The following is a 23,078-nucleotide window of genomic DNA, read 5'->3' as shown; positions in this document are numbered from 1 at the left end:
ACAACAACATAAAACCTCCTCTACGTCATGGAGAAGGTTTTATGTCTTTATATTTTCATTGGATCAACGAACCAATCCATTTACTTTTTTAATGAAATTTCAAATGTGGAATCCACGTCACCTGCAAATACAATGCGGCCGTTTTCTGGTAAAACAACCTCATTCTGACCGCTGACTACGGTGTGATTAATACAAATACCCTTCTGATCATATACGGCAAAGGCGCCAGTTGCAGGCATTTTAACCGTCATGACTTTTCCTTTCACCGTTGCTGGTATCGAAAACCATCTGGCATATCCATCTGCTTGAATCGTTGCTAGAGATTGTTTACCCGAATAGAGTGGTTGTACCATTTCCTCACTGGCGTATATGCTACCAACGGCTGTAATGTACTCTACTCCGTTCTTTTTAGCAAAGTAAATCTCCTTTGTATCACGTCCAGCCAGGCCAGGGATTTGCAGCTCCGTGACTGCTTCGTTTGCTCCAATAATCTTAGTATTGGATACATACCCAGGGGTCTCTTTGTCCAAATGAATAGGGAGAATTGGTGCCGAATTGAGATAAACCGTTGATGTATATTTCTCATTCAGCAGGTAATATTTTCCACCTTCACGTTGCTCCCATGAGGCCTTAATATCCTGGGATAATTCATTGGCTTCCAGCTTCTCCATTTTATATTCGGAGAAAGCCAATTGTCCAAGTCCTGGTAAGGATATATAAGATCGATACCACAGATAAGTCCTTCCATTCTTCTCCTTAACAAATTTCAACTTTTCCGTGCCTTCATCGTTAACAAAAGTACCATCCGCTGTATAGGTGTATTTTTGAGCCGGATCACTTGGAGCTGAAGGTGTGGATACAGTCATTTGTCCAGCAGTATTCATTTCGATCTTCTTAACTGAATTATTGCCGCCATATATACCTGCATTCGTGGCTATTTCTTTAGGTATATCTGCCTTCACGGGCACACCAAACGATTTTTCCGGCTTCCGTTCTGTAATAATCCCCTTTTCCTCAAGTGCGCTGAGTAATAATTCACTCGCAATGAACTGATCTTTGGCACTTGTCCCACCTGATGAGGTAACGGCTGCAGCCAGATTATATTCCGGCAGTACGACTAATGATGAGTGATACGATATGGTATCTCCACCTTTTGTTACTGCCTTGATACCGTATTCACTGAATGGGTACAGATTTACACTATCCCACCCTAAACCGTAAGATATAGACGTATCGCCACCCTCTGGCCACATGCCTTTTTTGTATTCTTCTTGCGCCATGGCTTCTACAGACTTATCGGTAAGAATGCCTTGGACCTCTCCCGTGAAGATTTGTGAAAACTTCGCAAGATCTTCAGCGGTGGAATAAATGCCTCCAGTAGCGATAACATTATAATTCTCTTGTGGAAGCTGACCCTCATACATAGGAGAATAGATTCCCGCCATTGCTGCCGTGTCAACCACATCCTGTGGTGTTTTGGTATGTTTCATGTCCAAAGGTTCCGTAAAATATTGGTGTATAAAAGCTGTAAAACTCATGCCGCTAACACGTTCAACCATAATCTCGGATAACGTAAACCCATCGTTACTATACACCGAGAACGCGCCGGGATCTGCCTTCAGGTTTTGACTCGCTAATTGCTCGAGAAACGTATCATGTGAGTACGTATCATTATCCCCGTACAATGTGGCATTGCTGCCCGTGCTGCCCAGCAGACCGGAAGAATGATTCAACAGCATGCGTGGTGTGATTTGTTTGTAGCGATGATCTTTCATCTGAAAATCAGGTATATAGTTCACAACAGGCAGATCCAAATCCACCTTACCTTCTTCAACTAACTTCATAACAGAAGCTGTGAGGAACATTTTACTCGTTGATCCTATGCCATAGATCGTATCCGGCGTAAGAGGCACCTTGTTGTTTTTATCGTTTTTGCCCGTCTGACCGGACACCACAATCTCGCCACCATCGATAAGGGCATATTGCAGACTTGTGATTCCATGTTTCTCGGTGAGTAACTTGGCTTTCTCCATCACCGTTTTCTTGGTTGGTTCATACGTATGATCACTGCTACTTGTAGCAGGCGCGCCCATTGCAGACATTGGAGCTAACATCGTTAATGCCAGCGTTAACACGGCGATTGAAGTGCGTTTTCCCTTTTGTCGTCCCATTCACATCATCTCCTGAATTTTAAGTGTTTTGGTTAGTTGATTTCTTCTGGGTCTACAAATTTCACCTCCGGATACAAGTCGTTTGGTCCCTGAATCAGATCTCCACCCGTTCCTTTCAGTTGCTTGTTAAAGAAATCGAGTACATATTGATTTACGATGTTTGCTCCTCTTTTACCATTGATATCTCCTGTAATGCCCGACAGTTTAATCAACTCCGAGTAGAATTGAAGATCCGTGAAATTGAAGTGCTGGGTTCCTTCTACATAGATCACTTTTCCCCCATGATTCATAACATTTTTCATAATGTGCAGCTCATCTGAAAGAGATTTAGTTACTTCATCATCCGAATTTCTATCCATTTCAAAGTTGGCGAACCAATCTTCAAAACTTCCCGATCGGATGAACATAAACGATTTGTTTATATCATCTCTATTTTCAACTTCATATAGTGACCCATCCATATTAACCCCGGCCTTGATTCTCTGATCTAAATACGTTGCATTAAACGCGGTTGCACCCCCAAAAGAATGCCCCATCGCGCCGATGTGATCTAGATCGATTTTCCCTTTAAACTGACTTTCGATTGCACCTGAATTCAGCTTTTCGATTTGATCGATTACAAACTCCACATCTTTCGTCCATATACTCCCTGTTTTTGTACGTTCATCTAGTGTAGTCGTACTTTTTTTGTAATCCGTTACACGGCCATCTGGAAAAAGGGTAGCGAAGGTGCTATACGTATGATCGATGGTGACCACGATATACCCATGACTGGCCAGATTCTCGGCCTGTGATACATGTAGAACTCTACTGGTTCCCATACCATGAGATAGTAATACCACGGGATAAGGACTTGAAGAAGGTAATATTTCTACATTTTCATAAGAGTTGGTTTGGCTATACTTCAAGTAGTCGAGCAAAAATTCGGGCAGTTTTAAAGAAGCAGAGAAGCTCTGAATATACTTTTTGAACATTTCTTTATCTTTTGGAAACAGCGTGTCACGCTTGTTATTATTGCTGTTTTCAGTTGGGTACCAAACTTGAACCATTAGTTCTCTCTTATCGCTTTGATCTTCAGTGAAGATTTCGTCTCTGTTCTGGTCTGTTAAATGAAATGTTTGAGTACCCACCTTCTCTGGACCATCAAGCTTCGGCAGATTAAAAACAGGTAAGTATACAGACAAGACGGTAGAACCAACAAGCAGAATGACGATTAAGGAAGATAAACTATATTTCAAGAACTTCCCTATTTTAAGATTTACCATCTTTTCGGAATGTCTGAATAAAACGATGATTATGAATAGAGCCGTCATGATATATACCACAAGCAACTGCCATCTGTATCCCTCAACTAACAATTGAACTACGAGTATAACGCTACTTCCTATCCCCAAACCCAATCCTGTTTTCTTTGCACTTCTTGTAATAAATAGGAGGTCTACTAGTAAAGCCAAACAGGATAGAACTAACAGTATCTCAAATAATCTCAATTGAATTCCTCTCTCTCATCACGGATCATAAATGCTCTGACACCTTCAGCAATTTCTTTGGCATGGGAACGATACAAATAATGATTTGCTTCCAGCAGCACCACTTCACCACGCACAGAGTTCTCTAATAACTTCTCGTGTTCCGGAACCCAATTGTCTGCTGCCGGATGATTCTTTTGAACAAAGAAAAGAACTGGAAGATGAACAGGGAACGTTAGTTGTTCAGATGTTTTAAAGTTGGAATACATACTTTCTGCCTCATTTAATTGCGTGGTATTATACATATTTTTGCGTATCAGAATGTTCAATTGTTCTTTCGTTTGCTCATCATAAGGCAGTCCATCATAAGGGTCGGCACTCAGTTTCAGTTGCACTCGGGCGAAACCCAAGTTGCGGAACCATTTAATCGGTTGTGTGTCTGATGAATCAATCTTCTGTTCACTTATCGCTGGAACACTGCTATCCAACCCGACATATGCACTTACTTCATCTGCATATTTGTTCACGTAATCCAGGCTATAGATCCCCGAAATGGAATGACCCATGAGGATATAACGATCAATATGTAGACGCTGTAACGCTTCATGAATTTCACTGACGATATTTGCTGTGCTGCGTTCCTTTTCAGTCTGATCACTCAATCCGTAACCAAAGGGCTCAACAACGACAACTTTATAATATGGAGATAACTCGGAGATGAGAGGCTTAAAATCAAGCGCTGGTGCCGCTGTTCCAAAACCAGTCAGAAGCACAATTGTTTCCTCGCCTTCCCCTTGAATGAACACATTCATATTTTTCCCGTCTACGGATACATGTTGACCATACGGCTCCATTCTTTGTTGCTCCGAATAACTGCTAATCTTATTGACGGTATATACGATAGCTACAAAAAGTAGGATTGCTATAATGATTGCGCATAGTACTTTAAACAAAGTGCTTAACACTTTCTTGATTTTGCTTTTACTCTCTACTTCTTTGTCTGCTTGTTGTTTCACATTCATCTGCTCCTATCCTCATCTGTATATTGGCCTAACAGTCTTCTTAAGAAATCCTAATCAACAAAGATGTACTCCCCATGACCGGAATATGAACGGAGTATGAACAAGCAAAAAAAATGCCATATGTAACATACAAGGAAGCTTGCATGTTACACATGACATGAACATTCGGTCTAGGATATTCCGATAGGTATTCTATTCATTGGCCTATGCTGAGAGCCTAAGTATCCGTTGGTGGATGGATGGGTAACGTGATCATAAAGGTTGTGCCTTGACCAGGTTCGCTTTCCACACGGATATCCCCCTGATGAAGGGACACGATCTGTTTAACGATAGCAAGTCCCATACCACTCCCGTCATATTTACGACTGTGGGAACGATCTGCCTTGAAAAAGCGCTCGAATATACGCTTCTGGTCTTCAAGGGGAATACCAATACCCGTGTCGGATATTCGAACAGTCACAGTTTTAATATCCACTTTGATACTGACTTTAATCATGCCGCCATCCTTGGAAAACTTGATGCTATTTCCGACGATGTTCGTCCATACCTGATTTAACTGGTCGTGATCAGCTGTTACCTTAACGTTCTCTAAATCAAGTTCGAAATGAATGTTGCGCTCAGACCATTGCGGTTGAAGCGCGACAATAACCCGCCTGATCTGTTCATCAAGGCTTAAGGAGCTCAGCCGTAGTTGCTGTGACTGCGATTCAAGCAAACTCAATTTGAGCAGGCTATCGCTCATTTTGGACATTCGTTTTGCTTCGGAGATGATAATATCCAGGTAACGGTTTCGCTCGTGTTCTGAGAGATTTACTTGCTTCAGTGCCGAAGCGTAACCGGATATCGAGGTGAGCGGAGACTGAACCTCATGCGACACATTTGTAACGAATTCCCTCCGCATCTGCTCCAACTGCTTCAGATCGCGCATCATTTCTTCAAAGCTCCGGGCCAACGTACCAATCTCAGTCGTTTGCTTAATGTTCAGCTTGACGTTGAAATCTCCAGCTGCAATCCGTTTGGTCGCTTGTGTCAATTTCTTGATCGGTCTCACCAGATATATAGAAGCAACCAGAATCAACAAACTTCCTGCAATCAACGAACAGCTTGCGAAGATTAAACCCCACTTAATCACAAAAGAGGTTGAAGGCGGTGAGAGTGTCTCCAAAAACATCGCTTTTGTTTCCATCTCCGTTTTCAACGGTAATCCTATGAACCCTGTAGCAATCCCATTCGTTGAGTCTTGAACAACGCCCCCAGCTAACACTTTCTTTAGTTGCTCGCTCGTCACTGTAGCAGATTTATGTCCGTTAAGTTTTCCATAAGTCTTGAACTCACCTGAAGCTTCGAAAATTCGAATATGATAGGAGCTGAGCTGCTTCATTCCACTTACGTACAAGTCCGCCTCACTCTCTGGCAGGGCCTTATAGATCTGCAAAACGTCTTGGCCGAAGTTGCGTAAGTTAATTTGCGCGTTTTCGTTCAATTTTTCTTCGAATATCCAAGTAGACACAAAAAATGAAATGACCGTACCAGCGATGACAGACCCCAAAAAGGTCAGGACCACACGAATATATATGGATCGGATCATTCATAGACCTCAAGTCTGTACCCTAGCCCACGCACCGTTTCAATCCGAAAATCAGGTGTTGTCGCGAATCGTTCGCGCAGGCGCTTAATATGTACGTCTATTGTTCGATCATCTCCCGCGTAATCAACACCCCATATCTGATCGATCAATTGCTCACGTGTATAGACTTGTCCTGGTGTTCCAGCAAGCTTATACAGCAATTCGAACTCCTTAAGTGGTAACGTAAGCGACTCTGTGCCTCTCATCACCTTATACGTCTGGCGGTCCAGAATGACGTTGCCAAACTGGATTATGTGAGTGGAGCCAATTTTGTATCGTTTCAGTAATGCTCGGACACGAGCGGTCAGCTCCAATGGATCAAACGGTTTGGTCAAATAATCATCCGTACCCAGTTCGAATCCTTTCACCTTCTCCCACGTCTCTCCTCTCGCCGTCAGCATGAGTAACGGAAGGTCGGGATTGGCTCTTCGGAGTTCTTTACACAGTGCCCAGCCGTCCATGACAGGCATCATAATATCTAGCACAACCAGATCCACTGGAGTTTCGCCATATATAGTGAGAGCTTCTTTACCGTCCGCAGCTTCCACTGTGGTGAATCCATCGTTTTTGAGAAATAGACAGACGAGTTCACGAATGTTCGCATCGTCGTCTGCAACGAGTATAGTAGCCATAGTTTTTTCTGTCCTCTCCGTTACGTTTAAATATATAGTTCAACTGATATAGTAAATGGTAAAACATCTTGCTTATAGTATATCCACAGCAAACATCGTATGTTCTTTCAACGTTCCCTGGATTGGCACAGGCTGCGACCCATTCTCCTTGAATCCTGCTTTTTGAAGGACACGGATGGAACCTGTATTATCGGGCACAGCGCCAGCTTCGATTCGAGTAATTTCAGTTTCGTGTTTGGCAAATTCCAGTACACATTGCAGGGCTTCGCTCATATATCCTTTTCCTTGATGAAGAGTATCCGTCACATAACCAACGATCCATTTTGGGGTAGAATCCAGTATGATCTCGAACACGGAAATCTCACCGACAAGTTCATCCGTTGTATGTAGAAAAATACCAAAGGAATAGCGATCTCCTTCTTCTCTCTTCTTGTTCCAGCTCTCAATGAGTGACCTTTGCCCCTCCAAGCTATAGAAAGACTCATCCCGATTACTCGCTGAGATTCTTTCAATTTCCGCACGGTTGCGAACCTGTAGATCCAGAAGCAATGAGGCATCTTCCACATTCCAAAATCTCACATAGATACGTTCTGCACTATATTTCATTACATTATTCCTCCTCTATTAACCTTAGGTGCAATTGTAGCATGATTATATCAGGTCATTATAAGAGTACGAGCGAATCAACGAGAATTGTTTAGCCAGGAAATGCGGTGAATAAGGCATATCATTGCGCAGCCAGGAAACAATGGTCCCAATCAGGGCCGAAGAACCGTACCAGATTGCGATTTCTTTGTGAATGCCGGACTCTTCCAGTTCATCCTCGATCTCCACCCGATCAATCTTGGCTTTGACCAGCGTACTTAACAATTTGAGCAGCCGTTCGGTAAAGATTGGTGTGCGCTTCGTGGCAAGTACCACCTGATAGAACGATGCGTTGTCTGCAAAATGCTCCAGCAACTTGACCAGAACAGGCCAAGCCTCTTCCGTTCTCTGTTTCTCAAAATGAGGGGCATATTCATCCACGATCCGTTCAATATGCTCGATCATCTCGTCAGCCATCTTCTCCATCATATCTGTAATATCCCGATAATGCAGATAGAAGGTTACCCGATTGATCGTCGCTCGTTCAGCAATTTTGTTGACTGACAACTTCTCAATATCCATTTCCTGCAGCAATTCAACAAATGCACCCCGGATTAACTGACGAGTTCGCAAAATCCTTGGGTCCACGGCCGATTTCTTCTCGTCTTTCACATGTATTCCTCCTTTAAATTTTAAACATTACAATTTTAAACGATAAGTCGTTTATTTTTGATTTACACAACAAATTTATTTTTTTTGTAAAATAAACAACGATAACACGCCATAACGTAAATTGTAATCTGTCCGAATATGTATATAATTTAATAAATACAATGTAAACTATACAACACGTTGTAAATTTAGTCACGTGTGGATTGAAAGGATGAAAAGGATTGAGTCAGGCTAGAGCACAAGAAGAATTATCCGTAAAGAAAGGCCCCATCCTGTTTATCATGATTTTGGGAGCCTTCCTTGCAACGTTGAATCAAACGATCATGAGTGTCGCTACACCGGAACTGATGGGTGATTTTAACATCTCCGCCGCAACAGCACAATGGTTAACGACAGGTTACATGCTGGTGAACGGGGTGCTTATCCCCATCACGGCCTACTTCATGCAACGCTTTTCAACCAAGCAATTATTCCAAGCTTCCATGTTTATTTTCCTGATTGGTACCATCGTATCCGCTCTTGCAGATAACTTTGGCACATTGCTGACAGGACGCATGATTCAGGCAGCGGGTGCCGGCATTATCATGCCGCTCTTAATGCACGTTATTTTGACCTTGTTTGCCCCTGAAAAACGAGGATCTGCAATGGGTATGGTTGGCTTTGCCATCATTTTTGCCCCTGCAATCGGGCCTACCCTTGCCGGTTATATCCTCGAGAACTACTCTTGGCAAACGATGTTCTACGGCATGATTCCATTAACTCTTATTGTCATTGCTTTTGCGTTTGTATACCTGAAGAATGTATCCGAACGGGTCAACACAAAGTTCGACACAATCAGTGTGGTGCTCTCCACGATCGGATTTGGCGCATTGCTCTATGGTTTCAGCAGAGCAGGAAGTCTGGGATGGTCAAGTGCAGAAGTTCTTATCTGCATTGGGGCTGGAATTGTTTCTCTTGCCCTGTTTACATGGAGACAGCTCGTTTCTGAAACTCCGCTGCTTGATCTGCGGGCATTCAAATACAACATGTTCTCCTTGACCACGGTCATTAGTATCGCGATTACAATGATCATGTATGCTGACATGATGTTGCTTCCCTTGTATCTCCAGAACGCACGTGGTTACACTGCACTGGAGTCCGGATTATTACTCCTTCCGGGTGCGCTTGTCATGGGCTTCCTGATGCCAGTAGCCGGAAAATTGTTTGACCGATTTGGAGCGAAATGGCTCGCTGTTATCGGGATGGTGATCACCATCGTGACGACCATTGGTTTCATCGACTTAACGGATTCAACCAGTTATGGTTACCTGGTATTAATGTCTACCGGCCGCCGAATTGGTATGGCTCTGCTCATGATGCCGATTCAGACTGCGGGACTTAACCAACTGCCACCAAGACTTGGTGCACACGGTACAGCTATCTCCAACACCGTCAGACAAGTGGCTGGCGCTGTAGGTACTTCATTGCTCGTAAGTGTCATGACCTCCCGTACAACGGCACACGTACAGGATATGATAGCGACTGGTGCAGCCAATGGTCTCAGTCAAAAACAGCTTGCTACAGAATCCATGATCCAGGGTATTAATGATGCATATGTTGTTATCATCGGTATCGCTGTTGTGGGATTGGTTCTTTCCTTCTTTATCAAACGTACCAAACAAGCGAAAGAGGAAGAAATTAAACAGGTTGTAAGACAAAAAGTTTCCATGAATTCAAATTAAGGTGTCCAGCCTCATACTTGCTTGCATAACAAAGCGGCAGATCAAGACGTTTACGTCTGATCTGCCGCTTTTTAGGTTGTATCCCGTATGAACCTTTCGCTCTAGCCAACTATCTTCACTGGCAGATGGATCAACGACTGCCCCGGAGCTGAAGTGGCCAGATTATTCTCCAGATCAAATGAATCCACTGGTTCAATCCGCGCAATTTTCTCCACAAATGCCGTCAAGGCAATGCTGAGTTCCATTCTTGCCAACGGGGCACCCAGACAAAAGTGTGGGCCATTCCCAAAGGTAAGATGTTTTTTGTTATTACGACGATGAATGTTTAACTCAAACGGGTCTTCAAACATCTGCTCATCCATATTGGCTGCACTCATCCAGGAGATCACAACATCACCTTTTTTCAAATCCACTCCGAGCAATTGATTATCCTGCTTCACTGTCCGATGTCGCTTGGCATTGTGGAACCGATAACGGAGCATTTCTTCGACTGCGAGCGGAACCAACTCGGGATTCTGTCTTAGTTGATCATACAAGCTGGGGTCATCATACAGGAATGAATAGAATGTATTTGAAACCATATGACTGGTTGTCTCAATTCCAGCTCCGAGCAACAGCATGGTTGTGCGAACAACCTCATCCTCCGTGAACTTCTCACCTTCAACATCAACGTTCAACAGGTCGGTAATGATATCCTCACCAGGGTGGGTCCGTTTATGAACTACAATGGGGTATAGGAATTGATAATACTCTTGCGCTGCAGTTTGTTTTTTCAGTTCACTCTCCTCAGCCGTCTTTGGATTGGAGGGCTGAAACAGAATATCTACCCAGTTCTTGAATCGATGGCTGTCTGTAAGGGGGATACCGAGCAGATCGGCCATAACCATCGAAGGCAGTGGAGCGGCCAACGCTTGAACAATATCAATGGTCTTATTTGGCTCAATATCTGCTACCAGCTGCTCTGCGATGTTGCGAATTCGTGGCTCCCAGTTTTTCAGACTACGCGGTGTAAAAGCAGCAGATAACAACGAACGACTCTTTTGATGACGGGGAGGATCAATACTTGACATATTGAATTTGTCTGGAGGTGTGCCTTCATTGTTCTTTGCTCCAACGGCAATGGTCGTCCGGTTTCCTTCGGCTGAAAAATATTCATGATTACTGAGGACCTGCTTCACATCATCGTATCTGAACACATTCCAGGTGTCTGTATCTTCGTGATAGTACACAGGATGCTCGGACAGCATTTTTCGAAACCAGTGAAGTGGGAAAAACTCTTCAGATCTGGACTGAAACCCCGTGATGTCCTCAACGCGTATCACTTCTTTATACATTTGGAATCCACCTCTCAGCATCGTTTTGTGATTGGTTACATGGGTACCTGAATTGACAGTTCAGCACCTGATTCCATTTTATACCATACGTTCATTTATTGATATAAACCATTTGAACTAAATCATAAAAACCCCTTAACATAAGGGGTTTTTGTTTTATACGTATCGTATATTATTTCTGTCGGTGTTTCAGAAAGATAAGCCATACGAACCGATCAATCGCCTAGTTTCGCCAATGATTCCTGTAGCTGCTCCAGCTGTGCAGACAGGTTTTCAATCAAGTTCTGCGTTTGGCTCGACTTTTCCATTAAGGCTTGCTCATCCGAGTCATCTTTCGTTGCATTTCCAATGGATGATGACTTGAGATGTGCCAATTCGCGTTCGTATTTTTCGCGTTCCTCCAAGGCTATTTGCAGTTCTTCTTTCGTCATACCAATCTGATGTTCCAGATATACGATATCGGACGAGTTCGCTCCATCGGATAAACGTTGTGAATATGTCATGGTTCACCTCTTTCAATTTCATCCATTGCTTTGCCAATATGGTAAGGCTCAATATCGATATCCAGCTCCATGCCAAGAGCCAATTTGGCCAGTTGACTCCCGATAAAAGGCCCCATGGTTAAGCCAGAGGCCCCAAGTCCATTTGCTGTAATCAGGCCTTGCCAGCCAGGGACAGCGCCCATTACAGGCAGAAAGCCAGGTGTGAAGGGACGGAATCCAACTCTTACTTCCTGAAATGTGCTATTGGCTAGCCCTGGTGCCAGTTCCAGACCTTTATTCAAAACTTCCTGCATGCCCCCTGCAGTTACTCTTGTATCATAACCTTCCACATCATTTTCATGAGTGGCACCAATCACGATCTTCTGTTGATCAAAGGCCAGCAGATATTGGTCGGAAGGTGGCATGATCACAGGCCAACGGCCTGTATCCTCCCCACCCGTGACATGTAGATGCATAATTTGTGCCTTTTGATAGTGCACTTTAAAGTGTATGCCGAGTGGTTTCAGCAGTGAATTGGCCCAAGCACCTGCGCAGACAATGACTTCATCTGCCAGGAAACTTTGATCATGAACACTCACACCGATGACCTGATCCGCTTCGAATTGAAGCGTAGCATCTCCATGAATCAGCGTAGCGCCATTTCGCTGTGCAGACCGGATCAAGGCATCGCGCAGCGCCCTTCCATCTATACGTGCAGCACCGCTGATGTGTACGGATTGATAATGTTCCTCCAGTAAAGGAAAACGATCACGGGTTTCTTTTGCATCCAGAGGTGTAATGTCGCCAATCTCCGGTGCATCTGTTTTGCGAAGATGGGCCCGCTCTTCCATCTTGTTGATTTTGTCCATATCCGTATGAATACTAAGCGCGCCCACATGAGCATAACCGGTTTCCGTTTCACCTTCGCCTTCAAGCTCCGCTATGATGCCAGGATAGAACCGCGCACCAGCCTTGGCGAGCTGATACCAGTCCTGATTACGTCGCTGTGACAGCCATGGACAGATGATCCCAGCAGCTGCATCCGTTGCCTGTCCTATATCTTTTCGGTCTATGATGATTACCTCTGCGCCATGTTTGGCTAATTGATAGGCTGTTGATGCCCCCAGAATACCCGATCCGACTACGATGACTTTCTTCATGTTTTGCATTCCTTTCCTTAATCACTCATTCATTATAGCGTATACCGTTTCGCATGAAGTTGGCAAGGCAGGCGTACCTTTAGATTCATTAACAGAGAATAATCGGGCCACGGTTCACACTCATCCATCCCATATGGAATTGATGGAGCATTTATTTGAAAACGTTCTATTATTGGTTTCCAATCAATTAAAATAATTCCATTTATGTAATATAATTCTTTCTGGGTTTCTTTTAACGCTGTAACCACGCCACTTACGCACATGATCCTTTAACGAAAAGAGGAATAACACGACGATGCCGAAACCTAGCATGGGGAATCCGCTGGATACCGATATGCCGCTCATGATTACAGGGCAAAACCAGTTGACCGTTGATGAATTGATGAATTGGAGCGACCATTCACGGGATTACAGCATTGTACAGTGCATCGGAGGAACAGGGCGAATCGCAGCAAAGAATCATGAGTTTTCGATCAAAAAAGGGACCGCTCTCATTTTGTTTCCGGAGGTAACGTACCGTTACCACAATCTGAGTGATTCATTACGATTTGATTGTCTGTCTTTCAATGGCTATTTATTGCCACGATTCTTGCATTCCTTGCAGATCGGGGAGCTGCGCGCCTTCAAGCCGGATGGAATGCTTCATATCCTGTTGCATGAAATAACGTTGGCGCTGCAGTCCCGGCACAAGGATCAGATCTGGCACGTATCTGCGTTACTGTACATGCTTTTGGTCAGATTAACCATTGAAGGTGAACGCTATAGTGCTTACGAACGTTCTGATGCCCGATTAAGATTGGATGAACTCATTACTTTTATCAAACAGAATTATCATCAGGATATTTCTCTCCCCATGTTGGCTCAACAGATGGACGTTACCGAGCAGCATCTCAATCGCATATTCAAAAAAGAATTTCAAATGACTCCACTGGAGTATCTGACGCGATATCGGTTGTTGAAAGCCAAGGAAATGCTCATTGAGAATGGTGCCACCACGGCTCATGAAATAGCCAAAGCGGTTGGTTTCAACAGTGCCAGTTACTTTGGATCAGTGTTCAAAAAATACGAAGGGATCTCCCCTATCGAGCTACGCAAGCAATACCTGGATTAAAGAACCTCCACATTGATCTCGGCCAGCGAGGATAACCGCAGTTCATGCATGGCGAATTCCAGACCTCGCGTTACCTCGTTCGGCACGATGATACAACGAATACCTGCTGCATTGGCTGCCTTCAGTCCGTTAGGCGAATCTTCGAACACGATCGCTTCGGAAGCCTCGATTCCAAGACTTTGGAGAGCAAGAAGGTACAGTTCAGGATCAGGTTTGACTCGCTTCACATCCTCAGAAGTATGAACGACTGTGAAATAGTCGAAAATGCCTAACTTCTGCAAGTAACCATGTACCCAGTCCCGGGTGGAACTGGAAGCAACCGCAAGCTGAATCCCCTTTTCCCTGGCAGTCTGCAGCAATTCATATACCCCTGGAAGAATGGCAGCTTGTCCCAAATAAGCTTCGTATTTCTGTTCAGAGAGCAGTTTGATATGATCATGATCTATCTTTTTTTGGAGCGCCTGCTCCAGATATAGAAACGGATGAAACTCCTCAAAGGATGTCCCCACATTTTTCGACCACAGCTCCAGACCCAGTTCGAGTCCGTGCTCTTCATATATATCCCGAAACGCATAGTACCAAGGCGTCTCCGTATCCACAATGAGTCCATCAAAATCAAATATAAATGCTTTTACCATGAATCCATTCTCCCTCCAATGGTTGGCCGGGGGAGCGAATTAGAAGCGTGCGGTCAAGTCCGGATGGGTGACGTTCACAGATACAAAGTGACACGAACAGCCCGTTCCAGTTGGCGACTGTGCAACTAATCCAGCTCGTAGTTCCCCCTTGATCGGCATGCCGAAATATCGAATTAGTTTCCACTCATCCCCATCGGGTGAATAAAAGAATGATATGCAGTCTTCTACTTTGCGTATACGCAGGTAGGGATTAGGAACGGAGACTTCAACTGAATTGCAATCATCGGATGAACCATCACGTGTCACCACGGACACAATGGTAGGCACTTTTCCATCATACTCAAAACAAATTTTGCACCAGTTAAGATCATCCGCCATCACCATCAGACATCCGGAATCATATTGATTTTTCATATCTACGGTTAATTGGGTTGTGATTTCGAATTCGCCAGGCACAGGCATGGACAAGAAAGGAGCCGTTGCACGAATGTGCTTCCCCGCTGGATCTTGGAAAAAGTCGGTGTCCGCCTTCGCTTCCACCAGCACACCTCCCTGATCGGTATAGGACCAGGTTTCGGGCTCGTTCATCCAGCTCCATTGCTTCCGTGCTTCTGTTGTCATTATGTTAGTCATTCTTAGCAGCCTCCCAAGTTAAAATATGTTCTAGAGGTAGTTCTAGTTTTTTTCTGTACTACATATTCGCTCCATATACAGAAAACCCCTTCTTCTACATATTTTTGTAAGGTTCCAGCACTTGGGAGTGCTTCTGGGGATCAGGCAGGAATAACATAATGACCATCAGCACGACGTACAGACCAAGAATGACACTGAACAACAGCGTTGGATTGTGATGGTAGAGCAAGCCGGTCAGGTAACCGGATGGAATGGCTGTAAGCGTCATGACTGTCTGCACGGCCGAGAACATATCAGCCTTCTCATGCGTACCCAATCGGTTCATCAGCAGGGAATCCCGATATGTCTGCAGAATGAAGTTACCCGCAGCGAGCACGATTAGCGTGAGAAACAACATCGCGATATTCCCCACAGGGATCAATAGAAATAGAATGGCTCCTGCCGTACTGAGTACGATGGAAAAACCAACATACTTTTCTTCCGAACGCCGTTTCAGTCGCGGAATGATCACCAGATAGAGCAGCATGACGGTTACCGCAGTCACTACTGGGATAAACGAAATGACACGGTCATCAAACTTCAACTGTTCCTTGAAGAAAATGACCTGAAAGAAATTCAGCTGCAGAATCAGATTGGATAAAACCGTAATCAAAATGATCGGAAAAAGTCTCCGTTTGTAGAATGACTTGCCGAACAGGCGCAGACTTGAACCCAAACTCTGAAGGACGCGGGTTTTGCTATGCAACCCCATAAGCTCCTTGCCGACCTCGGTCTCATCCGTGTATCGGTTACGAATGAAGAACATGGCAGTCATCAGGATGCCCCCGACAAAGTAAATGCTGGCGAGTGTAGGCACAATACCATAATCAGCAATGACAACGCCGGCAATAGGTGTTAATACCCCGGCTCCTGTAATGATCATGTTGAGAATGGCAAATACCTTGGATCGTTTGTGTTCCTCCACATCCTCTATGATCAGACAGTTAAAGGCGACCGTTACAAACTTGGATGTTGCGTTTAGTAAATAAGCGATCAGGAACAGCCAGAAGTTCTGGGAGAAGGCCCAGATGAACATGGGAACACTCCAGGCAAGCAGATCAAAGATCAGCGTTGTTCGTTTCCGGCCCAGCTTATTCGTAATGGAACCCGCAAACAATTGAAAGATAAAGGCAAAATAAAGATTCACCGAATTGATTAAACCGATTTCAATATCCGAAAGTCCGGCTTCCTTCATATATAAAGGAGCGTAGAAGAGAACGATCGTGCCCGGAATGGCCCATACCGGTTCGAGTAAAATGGAGTAGCGTGGATTCTTCGGCAAATCTTGAAGCAATTTCAATCGATATCCCTTCCTTCTGCGGTTTTCACCGCTGCGAATTCCAACTTCTCGCAGCGGCAAACCCGCTAATGTCTACATGCTTATAGGATAAGAGCTGTTTTGACCGAATTCATCGGCAATTTCTCTCCAGTATGCATGTCATAACCAATCGTTCCATTAAAGGCCTGTTCATAGTCACTCAGCAGTTCCTTGGCTGTCACCATCTGTTCCAGTTCCGGGATACTTTGGGCAAATTTCAGTGCCGTACTGATCATCGAGTGATTAGCCACCGCGCCAATGATACTAATACCATCATTAATCACGGCTGTTGATTTGAATGTCACCTCATAGCTGTCGTCATATCCCATAGGAATAATTTTGCCGCCTTTGGCAATCAGCTCAAATCCTACATGAAGCTGGTTACCAACCGCGTCCACTACAATATCAAACTTTTTGTTATTATTGATCTCGTATACTTTATCCAGTGTCAGATCCTGAGGATAGAACACATGATCCGCGATCCCTGAAGCGAACTCTTTGCGGTATGGATCAACTTCCGTGCCTACGGTAAGCCTTGCCAATCGTTTGCTAACAAGCTGACACAGGGAACCGATTGCTCCAGAACCGAGGACCAGTACAGAGTCACTTGGCTTAGTCCCTGCTTTCATGAACGTCTGAAGTACACATCCCAGTGGTTCGATCATCATGGCCGTTTCCCAACTCATGGAATCCGGGATAGCATAGATATACTTTTCGTCCCCAACAAAATATTCAGCAAAGGTTCCGTGTGTCGTCATCCCTACTTGATAGTCATCAAAATTCTCGCAGTAGATAAACAGACCTTCGCGGCAATAAGAGCAGGTACCGCAAGATTGCGTGGGATCAACCAATACCCGATCACCGATCTTGAAACCACGAACTTCATCACCCACCTCAACTACGGTGCCCACACCTTCATGACCAATGATCGTTCCTTTATTCGCAGGCACTTTGCCTTTGACAATATTCAGATCTGTCCCGCAGATGCCGGAACCATAGATTTTAATTTTTACCTGATTAGGTTTTTGAATGGATGGCTCATCAATATCCTGGTATGCCACCTGTTTGAGATCCTGATATACGAGTGCTTTCATTGAATAATTCCTCCTAGTCGATTGTCGATTATGATCTATGGATTAAGCTTCAAACGTTTTCGAAAGTTGCATGGAATGAAGATGTTCCTGCTTCTGAATCTCTTTCCAGTCTGACAGGATCTGCAACAGAGCTTCCTCAACCCACAACAACTCTTCACGTGTATGAGCATCGGAGAAAATAAAGTAGCCTTTGGTGAAAATGCCGAAGTGAGCCATTCTCTTCACCATGAACTCGCGGAAAGGATCTGTTTGGAAGTTATCTTCAGCCAAGGATTGAATGCAGAAGCTTGCATATGTCCCTCTCACTTCCAATTGATCCGTCAATCCGAGTAACACAAGTTCAGATTCCAGACGATCCATGATCCGGGTTGTCGGATCTCGCCAAGTCGGCCATACTTTCGCATTCTTCATTAGTCGTTCACAGGCAATGGCTGCTGCGAGCGCTGTCGTTTCGCTGGAATGGGCATTGCTGAATCTGACCTGTCCTGACAAGGACATCAGATGCTGAGGTCCCATAACCGCTGCGAGAGGTAAACCGTTTGCCATACCTTTTGAGATGCAAAGCAGATCAGGCCAGATATCATATTCTCCTGCTGTAGCCTGTTTGCCCATCCGAATACCGGAAGTTACCTCATCGAATATGATAATGATGTCCAGGGACCGGCACAGGGTTACCACTTCCCCCAGCGCTTCCTTTTTCCACTCATTGGGACATAGAACTATACATGCGATATCCTCGGGAGATGAGGTAATCTGGGCCTCAATTCGCTCTGCTGTCGGCTTGTTCACCCAGATCGTTGAACGCTCGATATCTACCGGGATGCCACGTTCTTTCGTCTGGCCGCCATAATAACCATAGGCGGACCAATCGTGCCACCCGTGATAAGCTGTCGCAATAACCTTGCTTTTTCCACTTGCAGCGCGGGCTAGACGTACAGCCCCACTCACTGCATCGGCACCACTTTTGGTGAAGCGCAGTGACGGATAGCGCCCCTCGAACCGCTCCAGAATCAACTCTGCACATTCAAGTTCGATGTCGGCCGGAATCGAAAAGCTTGTCCCTTTTTTCAGCTGGTGAATGACAGTGAGTTGGACTTCATGTCTAGCATGACCCCATGGTGCCGTACCCATGGCCATCTCACAATCCAACCATTCATTGCCGTCAATATCTGTGAATCGGGAATTGTAAGCCTCTGCACAACACACGGGTGTATGTCCCGGGAATAAACGTTCAGGTGCTTTGGCTAAAGTGCTGCATCCGCTCGGAATTACCTTTTCGACTTGTTCCAACCACTCCAGATTACGGGTAAATCGTACGGCACGATCGAGCGTGCTCTCTTTTTCTTTCACCTTAAGTACCTCCCTGTTTATTTTCGTTGTGAGTGAATTACCGAACTTTGGTTCCAGGCCAGCATCCATCGTAGATGCGATCCATCGTGATCACATTGCCATACAGGTCAATGATCAGATCCTTGGCTCGATGAGCATGTCTCATCTCAATCCAGTAGCGGTTCTCCAGCAAACGGGCGAAATTGTCTACCAAAAACAGTAACCGGTTCTCACTATGAATCAGTTCCTTGCCCAGTACCTGTGGCAGCCAGATGGCCCCATTGGAATTAAAGCGGTTTGAATAGTCCCGTACTTCGGCTACATTTGCAAATTCGGCTTCCTCTAGCTTGGTCCAGAATGTATCGGCATCACTTCGAACCTCGGCAAGGTCAATCCCGACAATCGGCAGATGCTGGTATTCCTCTTGGCTTTCCAGCTGTGCTTTCAGATGACTGAAAACGAATGGCCACACATCAGCCTCGATTTGACCGCCCCACTTTTTCCAGAAGCGTGCCAGATTGTTCTTACGGTTGAAGTTGCGGTGAATGCCGCTGCTGCGTTCCCAGTGATACGCCTGAATATTTGGGTTAATGACCGTATCGTATCCGGCAGCTCGTGCCCGCATCTGATAATCAAAGTCCTCGTATCCGTTAAAGAACTTCTCATCGAGGTTGCCGATGGTCTCATACACCTCCCGCTTCATGCCAAACATGGCGAACACCACCAGTTGAACAGAGAAGGTTTCTTTTGGGATGTCATCAGGAGATGCGTTCAGGAACAGGTGTCGGCCGATGGTGTCCGCAAAAGCAATGCCGCAATGCTGCACGCCTCCTGTTTGCGGATACAACAGAACCCCTCCAATCATGCCAATCGTAATATCGCTATCCAGTGTCTCTTTCATCATCGGTTGCCAGTTCGGTTGAAGAATGGTGTCAGAATCCAGGAAGAAAATGTACTCTCCCTTGGCAAGACTCAGTGCGCTATTAATCGACACGGCGCAACCGAGTGGAAAATCATGCTGAAGAATCTCGATGGTCACACCTTCTCTTACTTCTTGCTTCAGTTTATCCAGATGTTGAAAGACTGCTGAGCCGGAACCATCGTTGATGAAAATAATCTGAGTGGATGGGCTTACCGTCCGGAGCAGCGAATCTGTGAACAGGTTCAAAATGTTATAGTCCTGGTTGACTGGCACAATAATGGTGTAAAGCATGGAATCCCTCCTGATTTGGGTTGATGGAATGAGTACATAAGCTGATTTTGAACTGCACAATTGCAGGTATTTCTGCCCGGCCCCCTCGTTTGAATATTTTGTCTTTATTTGGTAATGATTTGAATCTACTAGAAATTTATATCATTTTTTGTAAACTGAAAATCTTAAATTCTGAACACTGTTAATATTTGAATATGTGAGAAAATCAAGTCTTTGCAGCTTGCGCACTGAGAAACGCTGATGTGAACACAAAAAAACACCCTCAAAGAGTCTGTGTATCTACCGATACAGTTGACTTTTTTGGGGTGTCATTCGTATTAAAATCTATTGTTTTTCATTGGATAGACCCTGACCTAACGCTGCTTAAATCCATGATAAAACGTATCCACTACAAGTGCAGGGGCTGCTTTTCTCGCGATATGACCACTTACAACCTGCTGCCATGTCAGGAACATGATGGAATACAGCACATCGACAATCCAGGTTTTATCGAGATCGGAGCGGAAATAACCTTTCTGTTGTAACAGACCGACCGCATGCAGTACCGGTTCTCTCAGTTTCAGATCTGCTCCTTCAATTTCGGGATTATAGTTAATGGTGGTGTCATGAGCCAGAAAATATATTTTGTCGCCTAATGGAATCAGCGCCTCGATCAGCTCAGGTATGTACTTTTCACAGTGCTCCTCATCCAGTTGGATTTCTTTCATGGTCTCACTGACCACCTCGATTGCGCGTAATCCGAGATATACCATAAGCTGTTCGCGGCTTTCCACGTATCGATGTAACGTAGCGATCCCGATTTTTGCAGATTCTGCAATTTCATTCATGGAAGCATTCGGTTTTTCAATCAGCAATTTGGTGGCCTCGTCCAGAATGGAATGAAGCCTGGTTTGTTTGATTGTTGTCATTTCCTTTTTCATTGGTATTACACCTCTTGGCGAATTAGTCTACAATTGATCTAGTCATCCATCAAATGATTGGATGAGATTATAAAATTATAGCATATTTCCTCACGAGTAATACTAAAAGCCGCCATTTGGCGGCTCTTAGCATGGTTATCTTTCACGATACTTACAGTTCGATGATTCTCGTTGCGATATTTGTACAAAATTCACGATCATGCTCTACAAAAAGAAGGGTTGGCGAGTATTCCAAGAGTAAGTCTTCGATCTGCATACGTGAAATAACATCTACAAAGTTTAGTGGTTCATCCCAGATATGCAGATGAGCTTTCTCACTAAGACTTTTGGCAATGAGCACTTTCTTTTTTTGCCCTGCGCTAAACGTTGAGATATCTTTCTCCAATTGCAGTCTGGAAAAATCCAACTTTCGAAGTATCGATTTAAACAGGCTTTCATCAATCCCCTGTGTGGCCGCATACTCAGATAAATGCCCTCCAAGATCAGATGTGTCCTGCGACACATACGAGATTTTAAGCTGATGATCCTTACGGAAAAGACCTGTATAAGGGATATCTTCGCCACAGATCAGTTTAAGAATGCTTGATTTGCCAGATCCATTTTTACCGTATAGGGAAATACGATCCCCTTTTTCAACCGAGATACTGACATCCTTACACACCGTCTTAGAGCCGTATGATATCGACACATGTTCCAATTCGACAAGTTCCTGCTTGTGAAACTCCAGCTGATGAATCTGTAAACGTTCTGCACTCTCGATATTTTTGAGAAGTTTGGATTTCTCTTGAATCGCAGATTGCTGCCTTTGTTCGATATTTTTGGAACGTTTCATCATTTTGGCAGCCTTGTGCCCAATATATCCTTTATCCACCTTGGAGCCGGAATTTCTCGTACCGTTTTTGGTTTTTTCAACTTCATGCGACCATCCACCGGTCCGTTTGGCTGAATCGGATAAACGCTTGATATCCTTTATTAATTTCTCATTACTCGCAAGTTCAAACTGATCTTGCCTTCTTTTATTTTCCCACCAAGCGGAGAAATTGCCTTTCTGAATCTCGATGTTACTTTTATTGATGGAAAGGATATGGTCCACGCTGTGATCCAGAAACGCCCGATCGTGAGACACCAAAATAAATCCACTCTTGCTGCGGAGATAATCACCTACAATTTGTCTCGCATGAAGATCAAGATGATTGGTAGGTTCATCAATGAGCAGAAACCGATTATCCTTCAGGAACAAAACAGCCAGCATCACCTTTGTTTGTTCTCCGTTGGATAACGTATCAAAAGGTCGATACAACACATCTTCTGACACTTTTAACAGGTTAAACTCGCGCACAACTTGCCAGTGCAGATATTCAGGATGAATCTCACCGATGACATCAACGGTCATGGCTCCCTTATCTTCTACCTGGTAAGGAAAGTATTCAAAGCTAACATTCGCCGAGATATGTCCGCTGTATTCATATTTGCCAAGCAACAGATTAAGGAATGTCGTTTTGCCTCTGCCGTTCCTTCCGGTAAAACCCAATTTCCAATCGGAGTCCAACTGAAAACTAACATTTTCAAATATATTATCGTAACTGCCTTCATAGGCAAAAGTCAGGTTGGTAACGTTGATTAAAGACATGCATATCATCCTTTTTATGTGAAATATAAAAGTAAACTGATGGGATTTCACCATGGAACATGGCATGGATTCCCTCACTTTAATATTTGAACATAATCAGAATTTAGATTCGCTTATACAATAAAAGAAACCTGGCGATAAACCACTCAGCGCCAAGTAGATCTATGCATAGGAGGATAAAGTGTCAGATTCTGATTAGTCATATTGTGAACCATGCCACTGTTCATGTTTGTTGACAGGTCCACATAAACATCCACAACCTCTAATTCTGTCATCAC

The 23,078-nt window shown here is 44.4% G+C and carries 20 protein-coding genes; 2 read left to right on the top strand and 18 right to left on the bottom strand.

Annotated elements, in window-relative coordinates:
* Positions 1-80: 80 nt before the first annotated feature.
* The 7 genes from MKZ13_RS14320 to MKZ13_RS14290 all read right to left on the bottom strand — a co-directional run bounded on the left by MKZ13_RS14320 (position 81) and on the right by MKZ13_RS14290 (position 8,178).
* Complete coding sequence (locus MKZ13_RS14320) at positions 81-2,171, bottom strand: serine hydrolase domain-containing protein (RefSeq protein WP_339184866.1); 2,091 nt, start codon at positions 2,169-2,171, stop codon at positions 81-83.
* 32 nt (positions 2,172-2,203) lie between these two features.
* Positions 2,204-3,484 (bottom strand): alpha/beta fold hydrolase, encoded by a 1,281-nt coding sequence (locus MKZ13_RS14315; RefSeq protein ID WP_339184864.1) that lies wholly within the window; start codon positions 3,482-3,484, stop codon positions 2,204-2,206.
* Positions 3,485-3,657: 173 nt separating this feature from the next.
* The gene (locus tag MKZ13_RS14310) at positions 3,658-4,662 is read right to left on the bottom strand and encodes an alpha/beta hydrolase (RefSeq protein WP_339184862.1); all 1,005 of its coding nucleotides are present in this window, start codon (positions 4,660-4,662) and stop codon (positions 3,658-3,660) included.
* A 217-nt stretch (positions 4,663-4,879) separates the two neighbouring features.
* Entirely contained in the window at positions 4,880-6,250 is a 1,371-nt protein-coding gene (locus tag MKZ13_RS14305) for a HAMP domain-containing sensor histidine kinase (RefSeq protein ID WP_339184860.1), read from the bottom strand.
* A complete protein-coding gene (locus MKZ13_RS14300) occupies positions 6,247-6,921 on the bottom strand; it encodes a response regulator transcription factor (RefSeq protein ID WP_221819459.1) in 675 nt (224 codons plus the stop codon). Before MKZ13_RS14300 ends, MKZ13_RS14305 begins: the two co-directional genes overlap by 4 nt.
* A 72-nt stretch (positions 6,922-6,993) precedes the next feature.
* Positions 6,994-7,527 carry a GNAT family N-acetyltransferase gene (locus MKZ13_RS14295; RefSeq protein ID WP_221819460.1) on the bottom strand — a complete coding sequence of 178 codons (534 nt, stop codon included), beginning with the start codon at positions 7,525-7,527 and terminating at the stop codon, positions 6,994-6,996.
* Between the two features lie 45 nt (positions 7,528-7,572).
* The gene (locus MKZ13_RS14290; RefSeq protein ID WP_221819461.1) at positions 7,573-8,178 is read right to left on the bottom strand and encodes a TetR/AcrR family transcriptional regulator; all 606 of its coding nucleotides are present in this window, start codon (positions 8,176-8,178) and stop codon (positions 7,573-7,575) included.
* A 281-nt stretch (positions 8,179-8,459) separates the two neighbouring features.
* On the opposite strand from MKZ13_RS14290, the gene MKZ13_RS14285 reads away from it, so the two are divergent.
* Positions 8,460-9,899, top strand: coding sequence for a DHA2 family efflux MFS transporter permease subunit (locus tag MKZ13_RS14285; protein WP_221819629.1), 1,440 nt, complete (start codon positions 8,460-8,462; stop codon positions 9,897-9,899).
* 101 nt (positions 9,900-10,000) lie between these two features.
* On the opposite strand, the gene MKZ13_RS14280 is transcribed toward MKZ13_RS14285, so the two are convergent.
* From MKZ13_RS14280 to MKZ13_RS14270, 3 genes are all read right to left on the bottom strand, one after another.
* The gene (locus tag MKZ13_RS14280; RefSeq protein ID WP_221819462.1) at positions 10,001-11,233 is read right to left on the bottom strand and encodes a cytochrome P450; all 1,233 of its coding nucleotides are present in this window, start codon (positions 11,231-11,233) and stop codon (positions 10,001-10,003) included.
* A 215-nt stretch (positions 11,234-11,448) separates the two neighbouring features.
* Complete coding sequence (locus MKZ13_RS14275; RefSeq protein WP_221819463.1) at positions 11,449-11,736, bottom strand: hypothetical protein; 288 nt, start codon at positions 11,734-11,736, stop codon at positions 11,449-11,451.
* Complete coding sequence (locus MKZ13_RS14270; RefSeq protein WP_221819464.1) at positions 11,733-12,875, bottom strand: FAD-binding oxidoreductase; 1,143 nt, start codon at positions 12,873-12,875, stop codon at positions 11,733-11,735. Before MKZ13_RS14270 ends, MKZ13_RS14275 begins: the two co-directional genes overlap by 4 nt.
* Positions 12,876-13,170: 295 nt before the next feature.
* On the opposite strand from MKZ13_RS14270, the gene MKZ13_RS14265 reads away from it, so the two are divergent.
* The gene (locus tag MKZ13_RS14265; RefSeq protein ID WP_145317646.1) at positions 13,171-13,986 is read left to right on the top strand and encodes an AraC family transcriptional regulator; all 816 of its coding nucleotides are present in this window, start codon (positions 13,171-13,173) and stop codon (positions 13,984-13,986) included.
* Here MKZ13_RS14265 and MKZ13_RS14260 read toward each other — a convergent pair.
* The 8 genes from MKZ13_RS14260 to abc-f all read right to left on the bottom strand — a co-directional run bounded on the left by MKZ13_RS14260 (position 13,983) and on the right by abc-f (position 22,800).
* Positions 13,983-14,624, bottom strand: a complete 642-nt coding sequence (locus MKZ13_RS14260; RefSeq protein ID WP_221819465.1) for an HAD family hydrolase — start codon at positions 14,622-14,624, stop codon at positions 13,983-13,985. The two genes, MKZ13_RS14265 and MKZ13_RS14260, sit on opposite strands and share 4 nt — an antisense overlap.
* A gap of 39 nt (positions 14,625-14,663) precedes the next feature.
* Positions 14,664-15,257: a DUF1349 domain-containing protein gene (locus MKZ13_RS14255; RefSeq protein ID WP_339184854.1), complete on the bottom strand. Its 594-nt coding sequence runs from the start codon at positions 15,255-15,257 to the stop codon at positions 14,664-14,666.
* Between the two features lie 94 nt (positions 15,258-15,351).
* The gene (locus MKZ13_RS14250; RefSeq protein WP_221819467.1) at positions 15,352-16,596 is read right to left on the bottom strand and encodes an MFS transporter; all 1,245 of its coding nucleotides are present in this window, start codon (positions 16,594-16,596) and stop codon (positions 15,352-15,354) included.
* Between the two features lie 80 nt (positions 16,597-16,676).
* On the bottom strand, positions 16,677-17,708 hold the full coding sequence (locus tag MKZ13_RS14245) for an alcohol dehydrogenase catalytic domain-containing protein (protein ID WP_221819468.1): 1,032 nt from the start codon (positions 17,706-17,708) through the stop codon (positions 16,677-16,679).
* A gap of 42 nt (positions 17,709-17,750) precedes the next feature.
* Positions 17,751-19,058, bottom strand: coding sequence for an aminotransferase class III-fold pyridoxal phosphate-dependent enzyme (locus MKZ13_RS14240; protein ID WP_221819469.1), 1,308 nt, complete (start codon positions 19,056-19,058; stop codon positions 17,751-17,753).
* A 37-nt stretch (positions 19,059-19,095) separates the two neighbouring features.
* Positions 19,096-20,250, bottom strand: coding sequence for a glycosyltransferase (locus MKZ13_RS14235; RefSeq protein WP_017688647.1), 1,155 nt, complete (start codon positions 20,248-20,250; stop codon positions 19,096-19,098).
* Positions 20,251-20,603: 353 nt separating this feature from the next.
* Positions 20,604-21,170, bottom strand: a complete 567-nt coding sequence (locus MKZ13_RS14230; RefSeq protein ID WP_036608234.1) for a helix-turn-helix domain-containing protein — start codon at positions 21,168-21,170, stop codon at positions 20,604-20,606.
* Positions 21,171-21,321: 151 nt separating this feature from the next.
* Entirely contained in the window at positions 21,322-22,800 is a 1,479-nt protein-coding gene (gene abc-f / locus MKZ13_RS14225) for an ABC-F type ribosomal protection protein (protein ID WP_339184848.1), read from the bottom strand.
* Positions 22,801-23,078: the final 278 nt, after the last annotated feature.

Source organism: Paenibacillus sp. FSL R5-0701, from assembly GCF_037973995.1.
Taxonomy (GTDB): domain Bacteria; phylum Bacillota; class Bacilli; order Paenibacillales; family Paenibacillaceae; genus Paenibacillus.
This window is presented reverse-complemented; position numbering and strand designations above follow the sequence as displayed.

Excerpts from the sequence above, each read along its gene's own strand:
- MKZ13_RS14320 (WP_339184866.1), bottom strand. The coding sequence starts at position 2,171 with ATGGGACGACAAAAGGGAAAACGCACTTCAATCGCCGTGTTAACGCTG.
- MKZ13_RS14315 (WP_339184864.1), bottom strand. The coding sequence starts at position 3,484 with ATGACGGCTCTATTCATAATCATCGTTTTATTCAGACATTCCGAAAAG.
- MKZ13_RS14310 (WP_339184862.1), bottom strand. The coding sequence starts at position 4,662 with ATGAATGTGAAACAACAAGCAGACAAAGAAGTAGAGAGTAAAAGCAAA.
- MKZ13_RS14305 (WP_339184860.1), bottom strand. The coding sequence starts at position 6,250 with ATGATCCGATCCATATATATTCGTGTGGTCCTGACCTTTTTGGGGTCT.
- MKZ13_RS14300 (WP_221819459.1), bottom strand. The coding sequence starts at position 6,921 with ATGGCTACTATACTCGTTGCAGACGACGATGCGAACATTCGTGAACTC.
- MKZ13_RS14295 (WP_221819460.1), bottom strand. The coding sequence starts at position 7,527 with ATGAAATATAGTGCAGAACGTATCTATGTGAGATTTTGGAATGTGGAA.
- MKZ13_RS14285 (WP_221819629.1), top strand. The coding sequence starts at position 8,460 with ATGATTTTGGGAGCCTTCCTTGCAACGTTGAATCAAACGATCATGAGT.
- MKZ13_RS14280 (WP_221819462.1), bottom strand. The coding sequence starts at position 11,233 with ATGTATAAAGAAGTGATACGCGTTGAGGACATCACGGGGTTTCAGTCC.
- MKZ13_RS14275 (WP_221819463.1), bottom strand. The coding sequence starts at position 11,736 with ATGACATATTCACAACGTTTATCCGATGGAGCGAACTCGTCCGATATC.
- MKZ13_RS14270 (WP_221819464.1), bottom strand. The coding sequence starts at position 12,875 with ATGAAGAAAGTCATCGTAGTCGGATCGGGTATTCTGGGGGCATCAACA.
- MKZ13_RS14265 (WP_145317646.1), top strand. The coding sequence starts at position 13,171 with ATGCCGAAACCTAGCATGGGGAATCCGCTGGATACCGATATGCCGCTC.
- MKZ13_RS14260 (WP_221819465.1), bottom strand. The coding sequence starts at position 14,624 with ATGGTAAAAGCATTTATATTTGATTTTGATGGACTCATTGTGGATACG.
- MKZ13_RS14255 (WP_339184854.1), bottom strand. The coding sequence starts at position 15,257 with ATGACTAACATAATGACAACAGAAGCACGGAAGCAATGGAGCTGGATG.
- MKZ13_RS14245 (WP_221819468.1), bottom strand. The coding sequence starts at position 17,708 with ATGAAAGCACTCGTATATCAGGATCTCAAACAGGTGGCATACCAGGAT.
- MKZ13_RS14235 (WP_017688647.1), bottom strand. The coding sequence starts at position 20,250 with ATGCTTTACACCATTATTGTGCCAGTCAACCAGGACTATAACATTTTG.
- MKZ13_RS14230 (WP_036608234.1), bottom strand. The coding sequence starts at position 21,170 with ATGAAAAAGGAAATGACAACAATCAAACAAACCAGGCTTCATTCCATT.
- abc-f (WP_339184848.1), bottom strand. The coding sequence starts at position 22,800 with ATGTCTTTAATCAACGTTACCAACCTGACTTTTGCCTATGAAGGCAGT.